The following is a 22,272-nucleotide window of genomic DNA, read 5'->3' as shown; positions in this document are numbered from 1 at the left end:
TTTCATTATAAGGGGCACATTTAAAATAGAAGTGTAGGTGCCCCTGATTATGCCCCTCGGTGCATGTTGATTGCAATAGACTAGAGTAGACCTAAAAAGAAAAGACCTGATTGATTTATCAGGTCTTTCTAGGAGTTAGTTTACTAGAGTAGACGTTAGTAAACTTATGTTTGGTGCCCAGGGCGGGACTTGAACCCGCACAGCCTAAAGGCCGAGGGATTTTAAAATCATTGTCATTTCAAATAAAATCAATAAGTTAATACAATAACTCCTAATATAAACACTAGTTAACTCCATGAAAAAACAAATAGTTACAAACTTTATCCATTAGTAATTAGGAATAAAAAAAAGCATAAAACAAATGGTAAACCTTGCTTACTACTAAGCATTTTTATGCATTTTCTAATAGAGAAACCGCTGTCACTATGATGCAACAATTTGCTGATTACGTTGATGTGTGTCGGTACTGAAGCACTTCTCTGTTTTCTGACTATAATTAGTGAAATTCAATTAAAAATGGTGAGCCGTGAAGATTTTTGTCATTAACTTAGAACAAGATATAGATCGCAAACTATCAATACAGAATCAGTTAGAAAAGGTAAACCTTGATGCCGAATTTATGACGGGTGTGTATGGGAGAGAATTGTCTGATGAACAGCTCAAGAAAATTTGCCCAGACTTCAATAAAATATATCTAACTCTTGGTGAAGTTGGGTGTTCAATGAGTCATCTAAATGTATATAAAAAAATAATAGATAATAATATTCCTATTTCTCTCGTATTGGAAGATGACGCTAAACTGGATCATCGTCTACCTAATGTATTGCGGGCTATAGAATCAATAGCGATGAGCGAAAAGCCTATTGTCTTATTACTCAGTAAACCTAATGAGTATTTTGACTCTTTCAAAAAACAACTCATAGATGAGTACCAAATTGTTAATGTAATAGATGCTGCGTTTGCTCATGGCTATGTTATCAACCAAGCAGCCGCAAAAAAGTTATATCATTTTCTCACGCCTATCAGATTTGCAGCTGATGAGTGGAAATTATTTAGAGAACTGGGTGTGGTTAAGTTGAAAGCTGTTGTTCCTCCTGTGATAGAACTAACTGATATGTACCTTAACTCGTCAATTGGTAACGATAGAACAGACGAACGAACAAGCCTAGATCAGAAACATAGAAAAAAACCTTTTATACTGAACTGAAATTGGCTTTATGGAGAATATTTATCAGAGCTTGGCTAAAGAAAGTTAGACTTTCGCACTAGAGCGCTAAGGTTATCTTCAATCATGCGGCTCAACACCACCCCATTAATTTTTAATTGTTGGTATCATGATGAAAAAAAATAAAATTTTTATTACCGGATACAATTTGAGCGGATTTGGAGGTATGGAAACAGTTTTCAATAATTTTTACCGGCTAATGTCATCGTCTAAAGATGGATATGAAATATTATTCATTTTTTTTGAAGATAAATTCAAAAATCCCGATGATCAGTGGCTTGGTAACAAAAATTATATTCGCATCAAATCTAATATTAAAAACACAAAATTAAGGAGATTACATTTTGCATATAAATTTTCAAGATTAATCTTACAATACAAACCAGATCATATCATTTCTTATGATTCGTTAACATGTTATATCTCTTCATGGGCAAGAAGATTTAGTTTGAGAAGTACAAACATATTTTCCTGGTGTCATTTTACACTGCATAACACCTATAAAGCAGAATACATACTACTGGCAGATAAACATTTGGCTATCAGCTCTGGAATCACCACGCAACTCCGCAATATGGGTGTTAACCCAGATAATATTTACACGATTTATAATCCGGTAACACCAAGGTATGAAATAATAAGCCGTTCAGACGACAATGTTTCTTTTTTATATTTAGGTAGAATCACTTTCAATGGGCAAAAAAATCTAAAAGAACTGTTTTTATCACTTTCTGGAATAAGTGGAAATTGGTCATTACATATTGTTGGTTCTGGTGAAGATCAAGAAATTAATAGATTAAAAGAACTTGTAATTCTACTTAAAATTGAAAATAGAATAAAGTGGCATGGTTGGCAACAAAACCCTTGGGCGTATGTACAGGGAAACATTAAAAATGTGACTTGCTTGTTACTAACTTCATCTTATGAAGGTTTTCCTATGGTTCTATGTGAATCAATATCCTATGGTATCTATGTGATTAGCTCGAACTGCAAAACAGGGCCATCTGATATAATTAAAAATGGAATTAATGGTGAGTTGTATCCTTTAAATGATATAGATGAATTATCTAATAAATTGCAACTCATCATTGATGGCAAGCAGCTTCCAGCTCATTCATTGATAAAAAAATCCATATATGAATATTATGATGATATATATTACAAAAAAGTTAAGAAAATACTAAATAATGAACAATGAAATGTAAAAACTCACAAAGGAGAATATCCCCCTAAGTAGCAAAAATTATATCATTTTCTCACATCTATCAGATTGGCGGCTGATGAGAGGAAATCATTTAGAGAACTCAGTGTGATTAAGTTGAAAGCTGTTGTTCCTTCTGTGGTAGAACTAGCTGATATATATCTGAATTCTTCAATTGATAACGATAGAACTGACAAATTTAGATTAAGAAAACAGAAAGAGTACCCTTTACACTGGAATAAAATTGGTTCTATTATGAATGTTCATTAGAACATGACTAGAAAGTCAGACCTTAGCGAAAAGCTAAGGTCATCAACAACTATGCTGTTCGATACCATCCCATCAACATGACATAGGCATTGGCAATATTTATTGCTGAGCTTGCCCCTGCGGTTGCTGTGATGCCACTTATTGTATGTGAGTGATCCCCAATGTAAACCATATGTGAATGTTCGCCACTATATCCTATCGCCCCAGAGTGGGTTTCTGGATACCCCCACGTATAAGAACGAGACAAATTAGGATTAGATTGCGAATCACCGTCTGAATATTGCGTAGTATAACTATGTGTATGGTTCCCCTCAATTGTCGTACTCTTTGTTCCGTAATCAAATGAACTAGTTGTTGCACTAAATGAGTGCTCATGAGCTGGCAACTGGGATTCAGTTAATGAAAGAGAATCACGTCCACCTGTTGATAATACATCTGAACCATTGATAGCAGCTAACCGAATTGTCCTATTTTCGCCAATATATTTCCATGTCGTACCGGGAAATAAGTGATTAGGATTCTTATTTTGTGCAAACCATAAAATTATACCAATAGGATACAAGGTATTAATAGATACCGTACTAGACAGCGCATCAGTGACTGCTTTTTGACTCATTATCTGATTAGCACTTTGTCCTGTAGTCTGCACAATAGCTGATTTATCTAGTTTCCCATTCAACGAGGCATTTGTTGCATAATCACCAGCAGGAGCATAATTGCCCTTCGCCTGAAAGCGGTCATTCGACTCTTCTTTGCTATAAGCGCCCACATCATCAGCAGTCAGATCGGCTTTTAACTCCACCCAGGCATTGCCTGCTTTTGGTTCTTCCTTGTTATTCTCAATGCGTGATTGCCAGAGTTTTTGCTTATGGTAAACCAACCCGCGCAGAGGGTAAGGCTGTGCCTCGGCTGTCCATTGCGCTGCACCAAAGGTCTGCATCTCCCCTACCGCTTCCGTGATATCGTGAAAAATGCCATTCATCTTTTCACGTTCAATATCCCTTGCAGTGGGATCTTCGTTTTGGTCACGGCCATAAGCCTCTCCGTAACCTTGAGCATACGAGACAACACCATTTGGCTGAGCTTCATCTGGAATAGAAACCCGGTCACCTTGCGCTGCGAAAGGAACTTTAAATGTTTTTGTCATGGGATTAAGCTCCGAAATGGCTGTTAAAGAAGTTGGCATGTGAGTAGCCAAAGCCAAAGATATTACTGACACTGTTTTCGGCTTGGTTTAGTGTGACAGGTTGCTTTTCTCTGATTGTAGTATCAGGAAGCACATTATCTTTTTCCGTCGTCTTATCCAGTTTATTAGCTTGAGTATTCATATCTAACCCTCATTTAATCAACAAAGTACATTGCTAAATAATATGAAGGCGGTAGGTACGTCTCCGCCTGTTAAACATCAAATTAGGTTTATCAATACGGAAGAGTCTATTTTGGCATATTACAATGAATAGCTTAGGAATTTATTACGTTACATTTTATAACAAAAGCATGGCACGGAATGCCAAGAAGAACATTAATAAAATTTGTTTTTTTAATAAAGATTAATGAAACATCATATGAAACTTGTAAGTAACATATACAGCTAAGAGTAATTAAAGTTTTTCATCCTAGTATTATTAATTTAATAACTATTTAGACTCTGAGTTGATATTTTTCAGGTCGTACCGACTCAGAATCTGAGATAGATTAGGCTATAGTTATGGGGAAAAAACACTACTATTCTACGAAAATCTTAAACAAGCACTTTAGAAGAATATGTTAATCCACTATATAAACACCAGATGCAGCTCCATAAGTACTATCTACCATACCTAGTCTCCTACCATCCTGCGAAACAATAAAATCCCAAGAACCTTCAACCCCCATAGGAACACAAAAACGGATACCTGCAATAGGAGGAACTAGAAACCCTGTCATTGTCCCATTCCCTCTACCATGCCGTTGAACAAATAAATATTTACCTAAGCAATTCTCATTCAATGTTATTTCTGCAACAGCAGAAGCACCACCAAAATCGCCAATTTTTCGCCATCGCTGAGCAGTACCTCGCATCTGATAACGGTTATCCGACTCTGATTTAGTATAACACTCCCCCCTAACCGCATAATTCCCCGCTGGCTGATAATTCCCTGCGGGCTGGTAGTTCCCGCGTGATTGATATCTACCGTCAGATTCCTGTTTCGTATAGCTTTCCCCGCGAACAGCATAATTACCAGCAGGAGCATAACTTCCTTTTGACTGATACCGATGGTCTGATTCCGGTTTGGTGTAGCTTTCCCCTTTCGGAGCGTAGCTACCCGCAGGCGCATAATTGCCTCTCGGCTGGTACTTTCCGTCGCTCTCGTTCTTTGAGTAGCTATAACCTGATTCTAAATAGTTCCCTCTCGGTTGATACTTATCATCAGTTTCCGACTTAATGTAGCTATCCCCCTTCAACGCATAATTCCCCGCCGGTTGGTAGTTCCCTTTCGGCTGAAAACGGGTGTCCGACTCTTCCTTGTTGTAGCTGTACCCTGCTGGCGTGTAGTTGCCTAGTGGCTGAAACCTCTGATTGGCTTCTTCTTTGTTGTAAGCCCCTACATCCCCCGCCGTCAGGTCGGCTTTTAACTCCACCCATGCATGACTTGTCTTTGGCTCTTCCTTGTTATTTTCAATGCGGGATTGCCAGAGTTTTTGGTTGTGGTAGACCACTGAACGCAGGGGGTAAGGCTGCGCTTCTAATGACCATTGCGCCACCCCAAACGTCTGTATTTCCCCTACCGCTTCCGTAATATCATGAAAAATTCCGTTCATCTTCTCACGTTCGATATCCTTTGCGGCCGGATCGGTATTCTGGTCACGCTCGTAATCATAACCGTACCCCTGCGTATATGAGACAGAACCGTCCGGTTGCACTTCATTAGGAATAGAAACCCGGTCCCCTTGCGCCGCAAAGGGGGTTTTAAATGTTTTTGTCATGAATTTAAGCTCCGAAGTTGCTGCTTAAGTAGTTGGTATGTTTTTTACCGAAGCCAAAGGCTTTTTTGGTGACTACACGGTATTTGACGCCCACGCCAGAGGGGCGCGGCATCAGGTCAAAGTTTTCCAGTAATACCCTTAAGTTTTCATCAGGGTTGAAGTTGAAAACGTAATACATGTAGGTCATGTCGAGCGGATCAAGCACAAAGACCTTGCTGTCATTGCGCCAGAAGAAGCGCTCCAGAAAGGTGTTGATGTTAACCACGGTTGGGCTTTGAGTCAGGTTAAAGTAACGCATGCGGATAATCAGCTGTTTCTGGTGGGTGGTCAGCATCAGGGTATAATCAGCATTGCGCCGAAAATTCCCCCTGAAGTTACGCTTCTGACCAAAGCCAAAACCGATTTTGGTCTTGTCACTGGGGGCAACATCAATCCCCAGCGATACATCCAGAATACGCGCCCAGACTGCCAGCCCGAAGTCATTGGCGGTGTCGATATTGAACACGTCGCGGTACCAGTTATGCCAGAACGCCACTGAATGACGGTTAAAATAATCCGCCTTACAGGTCGCCAGTGTTTTCAGTTTATCGGCGTTCTCATATTGCCAGAGCAGGGCACGCAACAGGTCAGAATGCAGATCCAGTGTCTGTATTTTCATGCGATCACCACCTGTACCGACCCGCGATGCAACCGCGCGATTTCATTCAATTTGATGGGAATAACGTCCACTTTCCACGTCTTGCCATCCAATGACAGCTCAACTTTGGTGATAAATAACCGGGGTTCAATGGCATTAATCGCCGCAGCTATCTCAAACGGCGAGACCTCACGCCCGACAATCAACCCGTCATCGCCGTCAATCTCACCTCGTACCCATTGTTCAATAGCGGCCGGAATGAGGCTTTGCGCATCCATTGTCGATCTTTTCACCGTCACTCGGCAGAACGTCACTTTTTCAGTCGGGCGGTCGAAACGGATCTCATACTCCTGACCACTCACCCGCTCGGTAACAGTAACGACTTCCTGCCCGTTATAGGCGGCACCGATGGTTTTGGTGCGCAGCAGGGCGCGGGCGATTTCGTCGCGGTCGCCCCCTTCCACACAGACATAGACGCTATGGGGCAGCAGCTTAATACCATCAACAGTGACAATCTGGGGTGCATAGTTCTCACGGAACGACAGCGAGTTTACACCCTCCAGCTCGTACAGGGAAGAGGTGATCGCCTCCCCCACACTGACGGTATTCTTGGCCAGTGTCTGTTTACGTCTTCGCCGGGCGCTGATATCCGATTCTGCTTCACGACCCACCACCGCATGAGTGGGATTATTGACCGTTTCCCAACCCAGTACAGAACTGGCGACCCGTTCAAGGTGTCCCGCCTTACACTCAATCGCGCCGAACAGCACCGCCCGCATATCCCCGGTGGTTTTACCGTCCTTACCGATAATCAGTGTACCGGTGGTTTCAAACAATGCACCGGTGACGGATTCCGCCTGTGCCCCTTTGGGGATAATGGTTTCAGGCACGCCGCCGAATTCGACATTGGCCAGATAAGAACGGGTGGCCGCAAAACGGCTGCCGCCCATCAGCGCCCAGATGGCATCAAGGAAAATCCCACCCGCGATATCGGGGTTAATCTGGTTGGCCAGCTCCGCATTGTTACGTATCATCGCGTCCCGGTTCTCAGTTTCCATCGTCACCAGTACACCCTGTGGGGTTTCCGGTGACAGGTCGATGTCCTGCCCGAACGCGGCAAAAAAGTCGTTTTCCACATCGCGGCGCAATTCTGCCGTGTCCGGCACAATCACCCCCTGACGGGTAATGTAGTGATAATCAGCCATTGAGGGTAAAACTCCCGTAAATTGAGCGGATCACGGCGATGTAACGCAATTCGTTATCCGCAATATCGGCCTGAAACGAAACCACCTCTTCCACCCCGTCCACCTCGTGCATCCGTTCACGGAACGCCGCTTCAAACATCGGAATATCGGCACTGCGCCCGAAAGTTGTTTTCCAGTACGGAATGCCCTTATCGACTTTGTGCAGCATCTCCCCACGCAAAGCACGAGCGTAGTGGACGCAAAGGTGACTGACCGCCTCGGCATTGCGAGCCATTGCCAGATTGCCGTCATCACCCAGCATCAGGTCATTGTTTTCATCCACCGCAAAGGTGATCATAGTGGGACTCCTGTATTACCGTCGCCAGTGCGTACACCGCGGTGTTGATGGTCATCGCCGATATTGCGCCCGTTATGCCGCATTGTGCCGCCGCTGGAATCACTGTTACCGTGGATGGCATGGTTACCATTGATGGTGACATTACCTGTGAAAATCATTTCAGGCGCATTAATCTCGAATTTTGGCGTGTCCAGTACAGCCTTGTTGCTGTGAAGAGAAAGACAAACGCTGCCATCCATTGACTGGATAACCAGTGCGTCTAAGTTCCTGCCGTCAATCACCCAACCCTTAAGGGTGTCGGGGAAAAACATCGCATCGCTGAACGAGTGGAGCCTTGCTGTGTTGGGCTGGTCTTCCTGTCCGCCGCGCTGGAATATCAGGCTGATATCGCGATCGTTGGCTTTCAGCCAGCCAAAATCGCCGGGCTTGAGCGGCACACGCACAAAGAACCCGCCGCCACCAAAACGAAACACCGGAATGTTATGTACCGGGGCGCGGGAAATAGTTTGCCCGTCGGTGGTGGCCATCATCACCAGTGGCTTGATCACCGCCCGGTTGGTCTGGTCGTCATAACTCACCACCGTCGCCGGCAGCATGTCCTCCACGTTTAACATCAGGTTACGAAAGGCCGCCATAAACTGCCCGGCGAGGCTGCCTTCGCTGGCAATATCGCTGTTTGGTTGATTCATGATTTAAGCTCGCTTACAGGTCGCGGTATAGAAAAAAGCGTCGTCGTGAGAGGCGATATCAAACTTGAGTTGCTCGATAATGTAATCGCCGTTGAGGGATTTATTCAGTTTGCTGTCCAGCCGCAGCATACCACCCAGCACGGACTCGCCATCGATCAGGAAGCTGACATCTAAGCCCTTTTCGGTGGCCTTGGGAATGCCGACCATGCCGGACTTCATAGTCAGTATGCGCAGGCGGTTTTTCAGGGACTGGTTGCTGTCTTTAACATACAACACCTCATCATCAATAAAGGCTTTCACCCCGCCGGATTCCTGCAACCGGGTAATTTGGGACAGTGCAGCGCCACAGTAATACCAGTTGGCAATGTGTTTATCGCTGGCCTGAAAATCCAGTTTCACCTTGCAGTCATTGGCAATGCCCTGTGCAATCTCAGACAGTTTTTTCATCGCCCCGCCAGAGGAAGAGACAATCTCCCCGCTGTGGCTGTTCCCGGTCTTGGCCTTCAGGGTCAGGGTCACATCGGGTGGCGCGGCAATTTCAGCACTGACGATATCACCGACAAACACCCGGAACAGGCCGGTATTCACCCGACCGGCCTCCAGTATCAGGCGGCGCGGTTGTTTGCTTTTGGTATAGGGGCTGGTTTGGGTCAGAAGAAAATCGCGGGTATCGGTGCTGAGTCCATCAATATTAACGGTACATTCATTTTGCAAAGGGTTGGCGTATTTGGTGCCGGAGGCTGAGATACGCATGCCTTCGTACCAATTGAGCCGCCCGCTGACTTCAATCCCCAGCCGGATACGTCGCAGATCTATCATCGTTGTTCCAGTAAATTAACGTTTGGGTCGATTCGAACTGTTCCCACCAGGGCAGTTCGTGATTTTCTGTCAGCAGGGCAAAATTGCCGGCTGAACTCAGATAGGCATAGGGGATCAGGCTGGCATTGGGCACCAAGCGGCTGCCCTGAATGAGCGTCACCTCATCACGCTGGATATCACACAACATCATGTTTCTGGCGGCTTTGAGGGTGATCACCCAATTAACATCGTCCAATGTCACCGCCAGCCGCTGGTTGGGAATAGCGCGCAAGGGAATTTCGCGCATGATTGACCTCCTATGATTTAGCCGAACAGGCTTTCGCCATCCATAATTTTGGCGGCAACGGATTTTTTCCGCCCGCCCGCGTCCTTGGTCTGGACATTACCCCGATTGACCGTGCCGGACTGGGATTTCTTCGCCACTCGGCGCGGCGGCAACTCGCCATATTCTGGTTCGACCGTGCGCCATTCACTGAACCGCAGGGACAGCTTGATTGCATCCGCCATCTCCGACACTTCATCGTGGTAAAAGTTAACCAGTATCATCGGTTGGTAGGTTTTGACCCGCGTCTGGATACCCACCAATTGGTGGGTATCGTAGGCTTGTTGCATGGCGGCAAAGCTGTTTTTCAGTTCACCGGTCAGCAACACCTCCATACCAATCTCCACCGCCTCAACCACAATGTGATCACTGCGGGTTTCGCCGTTCTCAACCTGAAACTGGGTTGCCTTATGTTCATCCCGGACACTGATTTGTATCGGGCTGGCCGTTTCAAACAAGGTGGCGAAGGTATTGACATTAAAGATTTTGACGTCGGTGATCATTTGGCTACCCCCGTGGCAGTTTGCTGGCTTAAGTCTTTCAGCTGGTTATTCAGCTCGCCTTTCATGTCCTTGGCAATGCCCTGCGCATCTGTCGCTTCCGTTTTAATATTAACTTCCCCAATTTGCGTGTTGATCTCATTGGTCTGGTGTGACTGGTTGCTGATAGTCTGACTGGTCACCGGATTCATCGGGTTCTGTGACGCGGCCATGAGTTTTTTATTGGCCGCCTCGACGCCCGCCACCACGTCAGCGGCATTTTTCCCGTCCGCCAGTTGCTGACGCAATAGCCGGATCTCCTTATCCAGCTCACCAGTATCAACGCCCGCCTCTTGTGCGCTCCTGCGTTTTGATGCCAGCACATCAAGGTATTGCTCGGCGTCTTTTGTCGTCACCTGCTGGTCAATATTCTGCTCAAGGGTGACATTATCACTGCCAAATCCAAACCAGCCTTTAACTGTGCTGATACCTTTGGATACGGCATCCAGTCCGTTGCTGATCCAGCCAATGACTTTTTTCACCTGTTCCCACATCCATTTAAACGCGCCCACCACTGCATCCGAGACGGTATCGAACACGCCGCTGAACTGACCGCCCCATTCGGTCAGGGAAGCCACCGACCCCAGCAGCCAGTTGATAAATTCCGTGATTTTCTGGTCCATATAATTAAAGGCACTAATCACGATATCAGCGACAAATTTCACGGCCACCTTGAGGTAGCCAAACAGCACCTGCCACGCTTCCCACAGCATCATGATAACTTTCTTGACCATCGGGTACTTATCCATGATGCGCCCGATCATCGAATCATTGCCCTCAATAAAGTTCATGATGTCGTCATAGACCAGAGCAAAGGCCGCGGCCAACAGTGCAATCAGGGCTGCAATCGCCAGAATCGGCCAGGTGGCGGCTAATGTGGCAGCTGCAGCGGCCAGCATGGGCGGCACATAGTAAGCCGCGACCGCAATGCTGATGGCAATAAAGAAGCCAGTAATGAGGGTCTTGTTGTCCTTGCAGAAGTCAATAAAAGCGGAAAGCCACTCCATGCCTTTGGCAAGAATAGGGATCACCATTTCCAGAAAGCTGTTTTTCAGCAGACCGGAAGACTGATTGAACTTGTTCATGGCGGCATTGAACTTGATAGACTTTTCGATAGATTCCTTGGTAATGCCGGAATATTCCTTCTGAATGCCCATCACCCGCTCCAGCTCCTGACGGCCTTTCATCATCAGTTCAACGGTTTTTTCATCCGAGACGCCCAGACCGGCAAGAGTGGCTTTAGCCTTATCGAATTTCATTCCCTTGACTTTATCGGCAGTGGCAAGAATACGTTCCATCTTATTGGTGGTGTTGCCAAAGGCCACAGACATGGCTTCCAGATCAGCCTGCGCCGCATCACGGGAGCCGCCCAGCTCTGCCATCGCACCCCCGAACGCATCCACATCGTCGGTGGCGATGCCGATTTTTTTGCCCAGCTTATCCAGCGCCTCGATTTCCTGCGAACGGGACACGGCATCGGCAAAAATCCCGCCGATACTCATCACAATGCCGACGGCACCGAGCGCTTTGGTGGCAAAGCCAGCCACTGACTCTCCGGCCGCTTTATATTTGCCCTCAGTATCGGTCAACGCCCGTTGCAGGTTATTCTGGGCTTTCGCTTCATCAATCGCGGCCTGAATGCCTTGTGTGCGCATGGTTGCGACAAATTTGGCGTAATCCGCCTGCAATGCCTCGACAATGGCATTCACCGCTTCTTTGGCTTTGGCATTCTTTTGCTCGGCTTCCGTCAGACTGCCCAGCTCGCCATTCAGGGTGTTCAGTTCTCCCTGTAACTGATCGTACTGTGCCGTCAGCTCGGTGACCGTTGTGCTACTGTCCTGTAGGCCGAGGCTCGTTTGTTCGCGCTGGCTGTCCAGTGTGGCGAGCGCTGCCTCCAGTTCACTGATTTTTTCCCGGACTGACGTCAGTTTTTCTTGGCTTTCGTGCAAATCGACATCAATATCGATGCCCCCGCCGCCTGACATCTCCTGCAAGGAGTCTGCCAGTTCCTGCACAAACTGACCAAAGCCGCCAGAGCCTGCTTCCGCGGCTTGTTGGGCTTTTTTCATGTCAGCGATCATGTCATCGGTGGAGCGGCGAAACTGATCAAAGGCCGCATCCGCCTGTCGGGTATCAAATTCAAACACCTGTACAAAGGTATCGAGCAGTGACATGGTGTGTTACCTCGTTCTGTCCGTTGATGCCGCCAGTGCTTCGTTATAGCGGTTGGTGATGGCGATTTCCCACAGGTCGAATGCCTCTTCCAAATCTACCGATGTTTTGAGTTCGGTGAGGGTGGCGTAGCCTGCGCTGACAATGACGGCAAAGAACCCATCAGCGTTTTGATAATCGACGGGAGTGAACCGCTGATTTTGTCCAGCAGGAATTGGAGGAAACCGCGGCTCCCGTCGGCCCCGAAAAAACTGGTGTTGTACCGCAGCATTTCCAGTTCCAGCCGGATCAGCGCTTCACCATCCGGGACATGGTTATCAATCAGAGTCTGGGTTTTCAGCAAAATTTCCTCGCCGTCCCGTTCGACCGCCACATAGCGCAGCATTTTCAGCATGGCCTCATGGCTGATAGCGTAATCACCAATCTTCGGTGCATTGGACAACGGATATTTGGCGAGAATTTCCCGCCCGACTGTGGCAGGCAGACGGCTGATAATAAAGGTATGTTCTTCACGGTCAGCATCCGTGATGGTAATAGTTTTGGGTTTAATCAACATACTGGCCTCAAAGCAAAAAAGGCGGAAAATCCGCCCGATATGATGAAAAAAAACTTAACGCGCCCGGGTGCGGTCGAAGTCCTGAAACACAAACGTGTACTGTTTGCTCTTGAGCCGTCCGGCACTGGCAGCTGAATTCCCACGGCTGCCATTGGTGATTTTGCCGTTACGGGCGGTAGTGGTAGAACCATCCCCGTAGGAGGCGACCATTGTGATGATATCCCCCGCATGACGACGCCCGCGCTTGGCGGTATTGGCCTCCAGCAAAATAGACAGGTTCTCGTCTTCCTCACTGCCTGCCAGTACGTTGATGGTGACGGTTTGCGGTGTAGGGGTTGACCATGCCACAAGATTGCCGTTGATATCCATGCCCGTTTGCGCGATATCCACTGCGGGCAGATCCAGCGGGTCAGCATCATCGGCAAACTGGGTGATTTGAATCCCTGACGGAAAGGTTTTGGTGGCCTGAATCACCAGACTCAGGCCTGTAGCTGATACATCATTCATTGCACGTTCCTTAGACTAAATTGTGGGAACCTTCGACTTTACGTACCCAGTCGCCTTTGCCATAAATCAGCACATACTTCATCACGTATTCAGGCAGGTCAGATTTGCCGGTGTTTTCGACGATCTGCGTGTTATACCAATAGCCCTTGTCCTGTACGTCGTGCCACGCCAAATCATCGCCGGAGGCATCAGCCACAGCGAGTTTTTGCACTGCCGTCAGGGGCTTGCCCGGTAAAATCGTGCCGTTATTGAGCGCCTTGGTGACTGCACCGGCAATCACCGCCATCGCCCGCGCTTCCCCGTCTTTGTTGGCTGGAATCCCGCGTGTAGCCATCAGCAAAGAAAACCACTGCTGGGTAATATGGGCTTTCAGCCACTGCTCATTGGCGTGGACACTCATATCCAATGGATTGGAGGACGAGCCACACAAGAAGCCGCGCTGGTAAAATCGAATTTGCGACCCGGCAACGGCGGTTTCACCGTAGTAGTTGACCCGCAGCTTATCGAGTTTGTCCGCATCCAGATCCGTGCTGATTTGTGACGGGAAAGTCACCCCAAACTGACGGTACATATAGTTGGTTGTCGCGTTGGTGCGGTCATAATCGGTCGCGGCCATGATTGCCATCGGTAACGCCTGCACAAAAGCATCATCGCCGGTTTTCAGATTGAGTCCGGTAGAGGCCGTACCGATCAATGCGGCACTCCAGTCTTCGGCTTTTTCTGCCGTGACGGCCAGATGCAACTGGTATTTGACGTTTTCCCCGGCGACATACTGCGCCAGTTCAGCGGCCTGTGTTAACGCCATCTCCGTCAGGAACGTGGCACTGCCGAACGAGTCAGAGATTTTTTCGGCTGCCAGAAAAGCGTCCAGTGGCGATTGCGCGGCATTACCGGCTGAACGGGTGCCGGACGATAAGCCCATTGCCTCCGCCAATACCGAATAGGGCACGTTAATCTCCGCTTTCTCCTGCACCCCACCGTTTAAGACAAAGGCGCTGTCCATCGCGTTAAAGGTGAGATAGGCATTGGCAAATTGCGATGTCTTCTCGGCATTCAGTTTGGCTTGCACGGCGGAGGCAATATCGGCATACGAAGTGGCTTTCGATAAATCGATATCGGGGAAGGTTTTCGTCACCCCGCCAAGGGTCACGGTGATTGAGCCATCCACCAGCGCTTTCAGTTCATCCAATGGGGCCGCTTTCGTGCCATAGATTGACGGGGCACGGCCAATGGGCTCATAAGCAGCAATCTGTAACTCTTTCGGTTTACTGACCGGCGCAGGACTCACATAGCTGAAATACTGACGGGCAAATTTGGCCTCCAGTGAGTCGCTGCCTAACAGGTCATCGACCTGACCGGGGGCAAACTCTAATACCTTGCCTGCCGGGATCTTCGGGTTAGTTGAAAATAGGCGCCCCGTGAGTTTGCGCATGGGGACGCTGGATGCGCCGATCACCGCACTGGCGATATCGACGTATCGGGTTTGTTTTATGGGCATAAAATACCTTTTTAGATTCGGTAAATATCGGGATACAGCACGTTAACGGCGGCTGTGTCGGGCGTGATGACACGCGAGTGGGTGATTCTGACATCAAACGAGGGCGACATTTCATAGTTGCCCTGATCGTTAATAAAAAACGGGGTACGCAGATTACCGGCGCGCTGGACACCGATCCCCTGTTTGCGCAGGGCTTCCACAAAGGGCAGCGAATTCACTATCATACGCACGGTAGCGGTAATATCGTTGGCGGTAAATGTGCTGTGCGCCCCAACACCTTGTACTTGGAGCGTTTTCTCCACCAGTTGGATTTCGCGATGATTGGCGTTGCGTTCCACCACGTTGTAGTGACGCCCCTGCCAGCCATGCGCCGCTTCCTCAATGGGAAAGAACATCACAAAGCTGGCTTCGCGTCCCTGCTTGGTGGACTGGAACCCTGCCACCACCGGCACCCCGATCCCCGCCTCAGAGAGCTGTTTCAGCAATTGCGCACGAACAGCGACATAAACTTCGTTATCCGTCATGGTCACCTGCCTCGATGCAAATCACCGATTTCCAGCCATCCTGTGCGTACCAGTCTGCATCGCCTGTGACATCATAACGGTGCCCGGCAAATACCAGATAATCCGGTGACGCACCACGTTGAACATGGCGAATATCGTGCGCGGTATAGAACTTACGATAAATCTTCGCGGTATCCAGCCCCATCTCTTGGGCGTCCTGTGTATCGACTGCCTGCCAACTGCCACTAATGGTGATGGGATCATGATAGGTATCCACCCATTGCCCCAAATCATTCAAGGCGCGTGAATTGAATCGATACCACAACGCCGTTTGTTGCGGGATATAGCGCGAGGCGATGCGATGTAAATTGCCCAACATTATTTGTCCTCCACGGCAAATGTCACCGCCTGTAGCATTAATCCCTCATCAACCAACGGCTTGGTGCTCACACCGGAAATATCCGCTGTTTTGTCGCCTTTTCTTCGGGGGCCCACAAAATTGGCATCACGATAAGCCCTGCCCACTTCCTTTCCGCCGGCAACAAAACCCGTCTGCTTTCGGCGTTTCCTCATCAACAGGGTCACCATGGATAACGGCGGTGTCTGGACAGCGCGAATATGCCGCTGAACATCGCCGGCCGCTTTCGCGCCAACCTGATTTAACCCATCATGGATAGTGATGTTGCCCTTAATGGCCGCGTTGACGGCACGTTGTATTAATGACGCATATTCCGCCCGGTTTTCCTGCATGGCCGGGCGCATAAAGGGTCTGGGTGGGATAGCGCCATGACCCAATTCTTGGATCGTGGCCACATACGCAATGGAGGTGCCATCGGGGTATTTACTGTGCTCAAAAAAACCGACTTTGATCTGCTTCTGGCCCAGTTCGTCATACAACTTCTTCATGTGTGCCAGTTTCTGGCTCATCGCAATACCCTCCCGCGATTGGGAAAACGCCCGCCCACACTGCGAAAGGCTGACCGCTCACCGCCACCGCCCACATAGAACGGCGCACGGCCACAGCGGTTCAGCAGCGCCAGATATTGCTGGCCAAACGGCGTCAGGTTAAACCAGTGGGAGGTATTTGACCCGACAGGCGGTGCGGTAAACGACACATTCACGCTGCCCATCGTGGCAGCGGTCACGACACCCGTAGGCGATTCACCCTGTGCCATAAGCTGACGCAGTTGCAGCATATGAGCAACCACTAGCATCCAAAGTTCATCAGTACAAACGCCCCGGCACGGTGAAAAGTAATGCTGGGCAGAGGTAGCAATCAGGTCAACTTCGTCATCAGGTATTGAAGCAAACTGCGGATACAACACCCGAAACGATGTTAGGGGAAAAGTATCCGCTGTCATTATTTGCCCTTACCTTTATTGGTCTTGGGCGTTTCCTGACCTTCCGCTTCCAGTGATTCCGGCGTATCTGGTGCGGACTGGTCGCTGGCCTCCATATTGGTGGCCACTTTTTCCGGATCGGCCTGACGGGTTTCCACCGTGATAAACCCGTTTTCTTTGTGCAGCGTGAAAACGTGATTGTCTTTCAGTTGCGCATATTGTTCTGCACTGACTTCGGTCACGCGTCCACGCGGCGTGTGCATCGCCCGGGTCATGATATTGGCCTGCCCGTGAATAAACACCGTACCGTCACGTACCGCATAGTTCTGGTCGTTGGACAGGGTGCAATAGACGTAAAGAGATTGAGACATGAAGAAGCTCCTGCCTTGAAGAATAAATAAAGTGCCCTCAGCAGAGGGCTGAGATTAAATGCCAGTCAGACGGGTGATGGCCCACGGACGGGTAACGAAAATACCGGCAGTGGCGTTGGTCGCATCTTCCAGATAGCCTTTGATGCCATTTTCCGAACCCAGCAATTGGTACTTGACGGGCACGACCTGCAAGAGCGTGGCATTGGTGGCGCTTGAGCCATCGTCTACGCTGTCAGCAAACAGGTAAGTGATATTTGCGCCCCCATTGGCCTCACGGAACTCTGGCGAGAAGACAAAGCGCAGATTCGGGTAATTCTCTTTCACCCACTGCATCACCGTTTCACCCCGTGCCACCGGATTGGCGATATTCAGCACCGAACGGTAGCCCAACGGAAGAACTTGTGTAATGGCAGTATCATCCTTAATGCGCCCACCGGACGACAATTCGATACGGGAAAACATCGCAGTAATGTCTGCGGTGATCTCGGCAAAAGTGGCATCCGGCCAGCGTTTCTTTGCTGTTTCATAGGCAGGCAGGTTGGGATCATTCAACAGGCCAAACACCCGCGTTTCTGCACTGTTAAAACCAAAGTAACCGGTGCGCTCACGGGACATTTCCAGTGACTCCGTCGCGGCATGGCGTTTTTCAGCGGCCGACTCGAACCCGGCGGCACTCTGTCGTGCCTCTTCCAGCTTGCCGACCCGAAAACCCTGCTCATAACGCACGATGCCGCGGCGTTCGATATCATTTTCATAGCTGGCAAACGGGATATTGGTGTGATCGCCGTACAGCTCCGCTTTTGCCACCGGTGTTGCTACATTGAGCACAATCTCTTCATGGTGCCATTCACCCGCCGTCATGACGCCCGTGATTTCATCCAGAATACGGATGCGGGTGGCAGTACGGATCAGCCCCGGCAGGACATGCTGCAACATATGGCGCTGGATAAAGCCGCCTGCTGCTGCCGGGCCGGTTAACGCGGAGTCCATCGCATGCAGGCCGCCAAAGCCGAGTTGTTCCATTTCACCGTAAGACCATTTCTGGTCAGCCGTGATATTCAACGGGCCACGTTCGCGGATCTCTCTTCCTGACAGATAAAACTTCTCTTGACTGACAGCCATGTTTATTCCCCTTTTGCTGTGGTTGGGTAAGGAATTTCAGTCAGGCGAACCACGCACAAATGCGGATCTTCCGCTGACTCCAGATGACGGGACACAAAGCCGATAACCCGGTCACCTGTCGCAATGTTTCCTTTGGCGGACAATTCTCCGTCGACATCAAAGACGACCGGGGCATTAATGCGCTTGACGCCGGATTTCAGCCGCACGTTAACTTCCCCCATCGTCAGGAATTCGCCTGTCGTGCCGTTCAGGGCGTAGCTCTCCCCGATACGGTAGGCTTTCGGGTTAATCATAATCCCCGCAAAGGGACCTGTTCCGCCCACCTGCACCGATTCCACATCAAAATCACTGTAGGTGTAGGCCAGCCCGAACAGGTTCTTTTTTTCATCCGCTGAGGACAGTACGGCGCTGGTCACGCGAATGGGGCCGCTGTGGGATGTTTCCCCGACGACGCCACTGACCAGCCCGCTGAGAATGCTTTTTGGTATTGCCATTATTTTTTACTCCACTTGTCTTTAATGGATTGTTGCGTGGTGGCGGTATCCATTGTCGTTGTTGGCCGTTGTGAATCCGGTACGCGCCCGTGCATCCACGCATCGAGTGCGATCACTTCCTGCCCTTTCTGACAGGGAATTCCGAGCTGTTTGACACCGTATTCCGCCACGCCCTGTTTGGTCATGCAGCTGTGGTCAAATACGCCGACAAACGGGGTCAGTTTGTGCGCCAGTGTGTCACGGCCTGCCAGTTGCTTAATCATTTCGCCCGTATCCAGCGTGGGCTTGGCTTTCTCCAATCGGTTAACCTTGCGTTTCAAGCGGGAAATGTCATCCATTGCCTGTATGCCACGACGAATGCGTTTGATGCGACGGTTTAAGCTGTCGGTCGTCGCTTGGTCAAGATGCTCTTTCGCCTCTTCAATCGCCTGCTCTGCCGCTTCAATGGCAATTTCGGCATTCTCCACCGCTTCGGGTTCACCCGTTTCGGCCGCTTCAGCGGCGGTTTCCGCTTCTTCTACCGCGTCTTCGGCTTTCTCTTCAGCATCATCGTCACTGGTATCTTTTTTCTCCGGGTCGTCGTCTACTGCTGGCGTTTGTTGCCCGGATATTGCGGCGGCAATCATCGCCTGCAACGCCTCAAGCTGCTCTGGCGTGAAACCGCTATCATCGGTTGTCGGTTGATCTTTTTTGTCTTTGTCTTGCTCTTCGGTAGCCATAGTGACTAACTCCTTGGTATCGATAGTAATAACGTGATCTTGCACGGCGACATCCGGGCCATTTCTCCCCTCTGCCACCAGTGCTAAGTGATTTGCCCGAATATCCCGCTGAATGGCGTCATAGTGCTCGCCCTCAAAAATACCGGGGGTGAATTCGTAACGGCAGCGGTAACCCGGTGATAGCTCAACCTTGCCGCTATCAATCTGGTTTAATGCTGCGTTGGATAAGATCTTGATATTGCCTTTGAGATACGGGTAATCGAAATAGACGTTCTCGCCAATCACGCCCTCAATGCCTTTCTGCTCGGCAGGCGTGGCCTCTTTGCCTAACATCTCGTGCTCATCCACAAAGGGCATTAACCGAAATGAATTGATGGTGGCGGCGCTTTCCAATTCTTCCTGTGGGCGCAATACCCGATAAATCTGATCGGCGACAGGAGCACCGATTTCTGCCCCCAGATAATCAAAAACCCCAACTTTTGAGATGGGGTTGTCTTTGACTTCCAGCCAGCCGTTGTTGTCATAGGTTCGCTTTGTCATGTCTCCTCACCGAAATCTATTACTGGCGTCATAAAACATTTACATCCCGGTTCCTCTCCCGGTAATCCGCGCCTTCCCGTTTTCTTGTTAATTACAGGAGGGTTATCTAAATCAAAAATTTCACCATCAAGTTCAAGATGTAACTCCCTGGGCTCAGCACTTCCTCCCGAGTGGTGCCAGACGGCTTTACGGATACCTGATGATTTCATGCGTGCAGAGTTCGCCGCCGTGGTAATTTTGCGGGTCTGGTCAACGGCAATAAACTTTGCCCGTTCCTCTGTCACCCCACCGATATCCCGTATTTCATCCAGCAGTGTTTTACTGCCGCTGCCGGTCTGACTAACTGAACGCAATGCTGCGCCCTCGATACGGGAATGAAACTGCTGCGGGATGGATTTGATCAGGGATACGTTTTCTGCCGTTGCGGCAATCATTTTTTCTTTCAGGGCTTCCGGCATGGCCGGGGTTTTTATCGTGATACCGCCGGAGAGTTGTTTCAGGGAATCGTCCAGGCTGCGTTGTGCGCTCATGTCCACCTGTGAGGTAAACTTACCGGCCATTTCTGCGGCCTTGCGATTAAAGATGCTGTCCCAGCGACGCTTTAACTTATTTAGCCAGATTCGGGTCTGGCTGGCAAAACTGGCGTCCATCGCCATCGGTTCAAAATCACCCTGCAACTGCGTTAACGTCTGTTCATAGTCCCTGAGCATCCGTTTTATCAGGCGTGACAGGTCACGTTGATAACGGTCGGTTGAGGCCGCCGAGTAGTGAAGCGGCTTGCCCTTCATGACCGCCTGCCTCTGCACCGCCCAGCGCTCCCGCTTCGACCGCAAGCGGATCTTCTTCGCCATAACCTTCCTCGTTAATGTCCAAGCCGAAATAGGAGGATTCTTTGTCCGCCGCCAGTTTCTTACGAATATCTAATCCATCCACCGCGCCGACGTTGGCGTAGTTAACGGCGGTCTGGGAATCCTTCAGCTCAATATCGGCATACTCAGCTGCCGTGGGACTATCCAACGGCCGCCATGAGATACTGATATCCACAATCGGCAGCCCTTCACTGCGCAGCAGAATGTCATAATGTCGCTGTAGCAGATCTTCCAAATCATTGGCCTGAATGCTTTCCAGCTCTTCACGATAAGCCGCTTCTTCATACTCGCCCGATGCGTTCCACCCTTTCGGCGTGGTGCCCAGTAGCTTAGTCGCGGGGACATTGGCAGCAGCAGCCACAAGCTGGTATTGCGTCATAATAGTGGCATCTAAATCCGCCAACGAGGTATCAAACTGCTGTACAGTGTCTGAATTACTGGTGATCTGCACGCCGTAGTTATCCCGCATCAGCGCGAAATATTCGATATTCTCAGCAATCACGCCCTTATCGGCGTTTTCCGCATCGGCCATGCCGAGTGTCAGTAACCGCTTGGTCATTGCCAGTTGCGGCGCTTCGTTAGCGGTACGTTCTGAAGCATACACGCGTTCATATACGCGCTCGGGTACAGAGACACCGAAATAGTTATACATCGGCTTTAACACATTCGGCACGGGGAACGGGACAAACTTCACCAGATGGGATTTGTGATAACGCCGTCCGCCTATCCGGTAATAGGTTGGCTCATAGAAATGGAGCGAGGCCGGGTCTTGCACGTTATCGGCGGTCAGTTCCGGTGTGACCCACTGGGGATCAATCTGCTTAATCCCTTTATAACTGCCTTTAGTGATGCCGTCCGGGTTAAATGGATTTTCATAGAACGCTTTCGGGTTGGACGTTTCCACGACAAACAGCGCAATCCGTCCCCCGTACACACGCCCGAAATGCACCAACTCTTTCATGGCATTATTAATACGGTATTTTTTATCCCGCTGCTTAAGACGGTCGATAACCTCGCTGTCTTCACAGTCGATTTCGTACCCCTGCCGGATAGCATCACGGGCGGGCATATTACACGCTTTGTCCACCAGCCAGTGCTTGGCAATCACCGCACACATATTGTTGCCAATAAACATCTGATTGGCATACCACGCCGCTTGCGCTTCCGGGACACCGTAGACACTGCCTGCCTTGAATTGGGGTATGGTGCCATCAATGGAATCCATCGCCACGCCGGGAATGGTGGGCTGTGGCAAGTCCAACCCCTTGAAGCCGTTATCTTTTGCCAGTGCCGGATATAAGTCTGTTGAGAACGCTGAACGTTTAACGGGTGGCTCTGTGGGCTGGCGTTTTGAGAATGGCCACATGAAA

The 22,272-nt window shown here is 49.3% G+C and carries 26 protein-coding genes; 2 read left to right on the top strand and 24 right to left on the bottom strand.

The window, feature by feature from the left end; translation table 11 throughout:
• Nucleotides 1–526 precede the first annotated feature (526 nt).
• The gene (locus Xmir_RS18010; RefSeq protein ID WP_099115501.1) at nucleotides 527–1,207 is read left to right on the top strand and encodes a glycosyltransferase family 25 protein; all 681 of its coding nucleotides are present in this window, start codon (nucleotides 527–529) and stop codon (nucleotides 1,205–1,207) included.
• Between the two features lie 130 nt (nucleotides 1,208–1,337).
• Nucleotides 1,338–2,423, top strand: a complete 1,086-nt coding sequence (waaB, locus tag Xmir_RS18005; RefSeq protein ID WP_244170975.1) for a lipopolysaccharide 1,6-galactosyltransferase — start codon at nucleotides 1,338–1,340, stop codon at nucleotides 2,421–2,423.
• A 322-nt stretch (nucleotides 2,424–2,745) separates the two neighbouring features.
• Here waaB and Xmir_RS18000 read toward each other — a convergent pair whose 3' ends face one another.
• The 24 genes from Xmir_RS18000 to Xmir_RS17890 all read right to left on the bottom strand — a co-directional run bounded on the left by Xmir_RS18000 (nucleotide 2,746) and on the right by Xmir_RS17890 (nucleotide 22,268).
• Nucleotides 2,746–3,843 (bottom strand): phage baseplate protein, encoded by a 1,098-nt coding sequence (locus Xmir_RS18000; RefSeq protein WP_099115499.1) that lies wholly within the window; start codon nucleotides 3,841–3,843, stop codon nucleotides 2,746–2,748.
• Between the two features lie 4 nt (nucleotides 3,844–3,847).
• On the bottom strand, nucleotides 3,848–4,024 hold the full coding sequence (locus tag Xmir_RS25765; protein ID WP_167386007.1) for a hypothetical protein: 177 nt from the start codon (nucleotides 4,022–4,024) through the stop codon (nucleotides 3,848–3,850).
• A gap of 439 nt (nucleotides 4,025–4,463) precedes the next feature.
• The gene (locus Xmir_RS17995) at nucleotides 4,464–5,663 is read right to left on the bottom strand and encodes a hypothetical protein (protein WP_099115498.1); all 1,200 of its coding nucleotides are present in this window, start codon (nucleotides 5,661–5,663) and stop codon (nucleotides 4,464–4,466) included.
• A 4-nt stretch (nucleotides 5,664–5,667) separates the two neighbouring features.
• Complete coding sequence (locus Xmir_RS17990) at nucleotides 5,668–6,321, bottom strand: DUF2612 domain-containing protein (RefSeq protein WP_099115497.1); 654 nt, start codon at nucleotides 6,319–6,321, stop codon at nucleotides 5,668–5,670.
• Nucleotides 6,318–7,505, bottom strand: coding sequence for a baseplate J/gp47 family protein (locus Xmir_RS17985; protein WP_099115496.1), 1,188 nt, complete (start codon nucleotides 7,503–7,505; stop codon nucleotides 6,318–6,320). The genes Xmir_RS17990 and Xmir_RS17985 overlap by 4 nt, the downstream gene beginning before the upstream one ends.
• The gene (locus tag Xmir_RS17980; RefSeq protein ID WP_099115495.1) at nucleotides 7,498–7,842 is read right to left on the bottom strand and encodes a contractile injection system sheath initiator; all 345 of its coding nucleotides are present in this window, start codon (nucleotides 7,840–7,842) and stop codon (nucleotides 7,498–7,500) included. The genes Xmir_RS17985 and Xmir_RS17980 overlap by 8 nt, the downstream gene beginning before the upstream one ends.
• Entirely contained in the window at nucleotides 7,839–8,531 is a 693-nt protein-coding gene (locus Xmir_RS17975) for a Gp138 family membrane-puncturing spike protein (protein ID WP_099115494.1), read from the bottom strand. The genes Xmir_RS17980 and Xmir_RS17975 overlap by 4 nt, the downstream gene beginning before the upstream one ends.
• A gap of 3 nt (nucleotides 8,532–8,534) precedes the next feature.
• Complete coding sequence (locus Xmir_RS17970; RefSeq protein ID WP_099115493.1) at nucleotides 8,535–9,350, bottom strand: baseplate hub protein; 816 nt, start codon at nucleotides 9,348–9,350, stop codon at nucleotides 8,535–8,537.
• Nucleotides 9,316–9,636 (bottom strand): phage baseplate plug family protein, encoded by a 321-nt coding sequence (locus tag Xmir_RS17965; protein ID WP_099115492.1) that lies wholly within the window; start codon nucleotides 9,634–9,636, stop codon nucleotides 9,316–9,318. The genes Xmir_RS17970 and Xmir_RS17965 overlap by 35 nt, the downstream gene beginning before the upstream one ends.
• A gap of 17 nt (nucleotides 9,637–9,653) precedes the next feature.
• Nucleotides 9,654–10,175, bottom strand: coding sequence for a phage baseplate protein (locus Xmir_RS17960; protein WP_099115491.1), 522 nt, complete (start codon nucleotides 10,173–10,175; stop codon nucleotides 9,654–9,656).
• Nucleotides 10,172–12,385 carry a coiled-coil domain-containing protein gene (locus tag Xmir_RS17955; RefSeq protein ID WP_099115490.1) on the bottom strand — a complete coding sequence of 738 codons (2,214 nt, stop codon included), beginning with the start codon at nucleotides 12,383–12,385 and terminating at the stop codon, nucleotides 10,172–10,174. Before Xmir_RS17955 ends, Xmir_RS17960 begins: the two co-directional genes overlap by 4 nt.
• A gap of 95 nt (nucleotides 12,386–12,480) precedes the next feature.
• A complete protein-coding gene (locus tag Xmir_RS17950; protein ID WP_099115489.1) occupies nucleotides 12,481–12,939 on the bottom strand; it encodes a hypothetical protein in 459 nt (152 codons plus the stop codon).
• A 54-nt stretch (nucleotides 12,940–12,993) separates the two neighbouring features.
• Entirely contained in the window at nucleotides 12,994–13,446 is a 453-nt protein-coding gene (locus Xmir_RS17945) for a phage tail fiber protein (RefSeq protein ID WP_099115488.1), read from the bottom strand.
• 10 nt (nucleotides 13,447–13,456) lie between these two features.
• Nucleotides 13,457–14,944 (bottom strand): DUF3383 domain-containing protein, encoded by a 1,488-nt coding sequence (locus Xmir_RS17940; protein ID WP_099115487.1) that lies wholly within the window; start codon nucleotides 14,942–14,944, stop codon nucleotides 13,457–13,459.
• Nucleotides 14,945–14,955: 11 nt separating this feature from the next.
• A complete protein-coding gene (locus tag Xmir_RS17935; protein ID WP_099115486.1) occupies nucleotides 14,956–15,468 on the bottom strand; it encodes a phage gateway protein in 513 nt (170 codons plus the stop codon).
• Entirely contained in the window at nucleotides 15,458–15,826 is a 369-nt protein-coding gene (locus tag Xmir_RS17930; RefSeq protein ID WP_099115485.1) for a phage collar protein, read from the bottom strand. The genes Xmir_RS17935 and Xmir_RS17930 overlap by 11 nt, the downstream gene beginning before the upstream one ends.
• Entirely contained in the window at nucleotides 15,826–16,374 is a 549-nt protein-coding gene (locus Xmir_RS17925; RefSeq protein WP_099115484.1) for a hypothetical protein, read from the bottom strand. Before Xmir_RS17925 ends, Xmir_RS17930 begins: the two co-directional genes overlap by 1 nt.
• The gene (locus tag Xmir_RS17920; protein WP_099115483.1) at nucleotides 16,371–16,808 is read right to left on the bottom strand and encodes a DUF4054 domain-containing protein; all 438 of its coding nucleotides are present in this window, start codon (nucleotides 16,806–16,808) and stop codon (nucleotides 16,371–16,373) included. Before Xmir_RS17920 ends, Xmir_RS17925 begins: the two co-directional genes overlap by 4 nt.
• Nucleotides 16,808–17,158, bottom strand: a complete 351-nt coding sequence (locus Xmir_RS17915; RefSeq protein WP_099115482.1) for a hypothetical protein — start codon at nucleotides 17,156–17,158, stop codon at nucleotides 16,808–16,810. Before Xmir_RS17915 ends, Xmir_RS17920 begins: the two co-directional genes overlap by 1 nt.
• A 54-nt stretch (nucleotides 17,159–17,212) precedes the next feature.
• Nucleotides 17,213–18,280, bottom strand: a complete 1,068-nt coding sequence (locus tag Xmir_RS17910; protein WP_099115481.1) for a major capsid family protein — start codon at nucleotides 18,278–18,280, stop codon at nucleotides 17,213–17,215.
• Between the two features lie 2 nt (nucleotides 18,281–18,282).
• The gene (locus Xmir_RS17905; RefSeq protein WP_099115480.1) at nucleotides 18,283–18,774 is read right to left on the bottom strand and encodes a structural cement protein Gp24; all 492 of its coding nucleotides are present in this window, start codon (nucleotides 18,772–18,774) and stop codon (nucleotides 18,283–18,285) included.
• Nucleotides 18,774–20,033: a DUF2213 domain-containing protein gene (locus tag Xmir_RS17900; RefSeq protein WP_099115479.1), complete on the bottom strand. Its 1,260-nt coding sequence runs from the start codon at nucleotides 20,031–20,033 to the stop codon at nucleotides 18,774–18,776. The genes Xmir_RS17905 and Xmir_RS17900 overlap by 1 nt, the downstream gene beginning before the upstream one ends.
• Nucleotides 20,030–20,743, bottom strand: a complete 714-nt coding sequence (locus Xmir_RS17895) for a phage minor head protein (protein WP_099115478.1) — start codon at nucleotides 20,741–20,743, stop codon at nucleotides 20,030–20,032. Before Xmir_RS17895 ends, Xmir_RS17900 begins: the two co-directional genes overlap by 4 nt.
• Nucleotides 20,744–20,765: 22 nt before the next feature.
• Nucleotides 20,766–22,268 (bottom strand): phage portal protein, encoded by a 1,503-nt coding sequence (locus tag Xmir_RS17890; RefSeq protein ID WP_099115477.1) that lies wholly within the window; start codon nucleotides 22,266–22,268, stop codon nucleotides 20,766–20,768.
• Nucleotides 22,269–22,272 lie beyond the last annotated feature (4 nt).

It is taken from the genome of Xenorhabdus miraniensis (assembly GCF_002632615.1).
The sequence above is the reverse complement of the archived record's forward strand: the minus strand, read 5'-3'. Positions and strand labels throughout refer to the sequence as shown.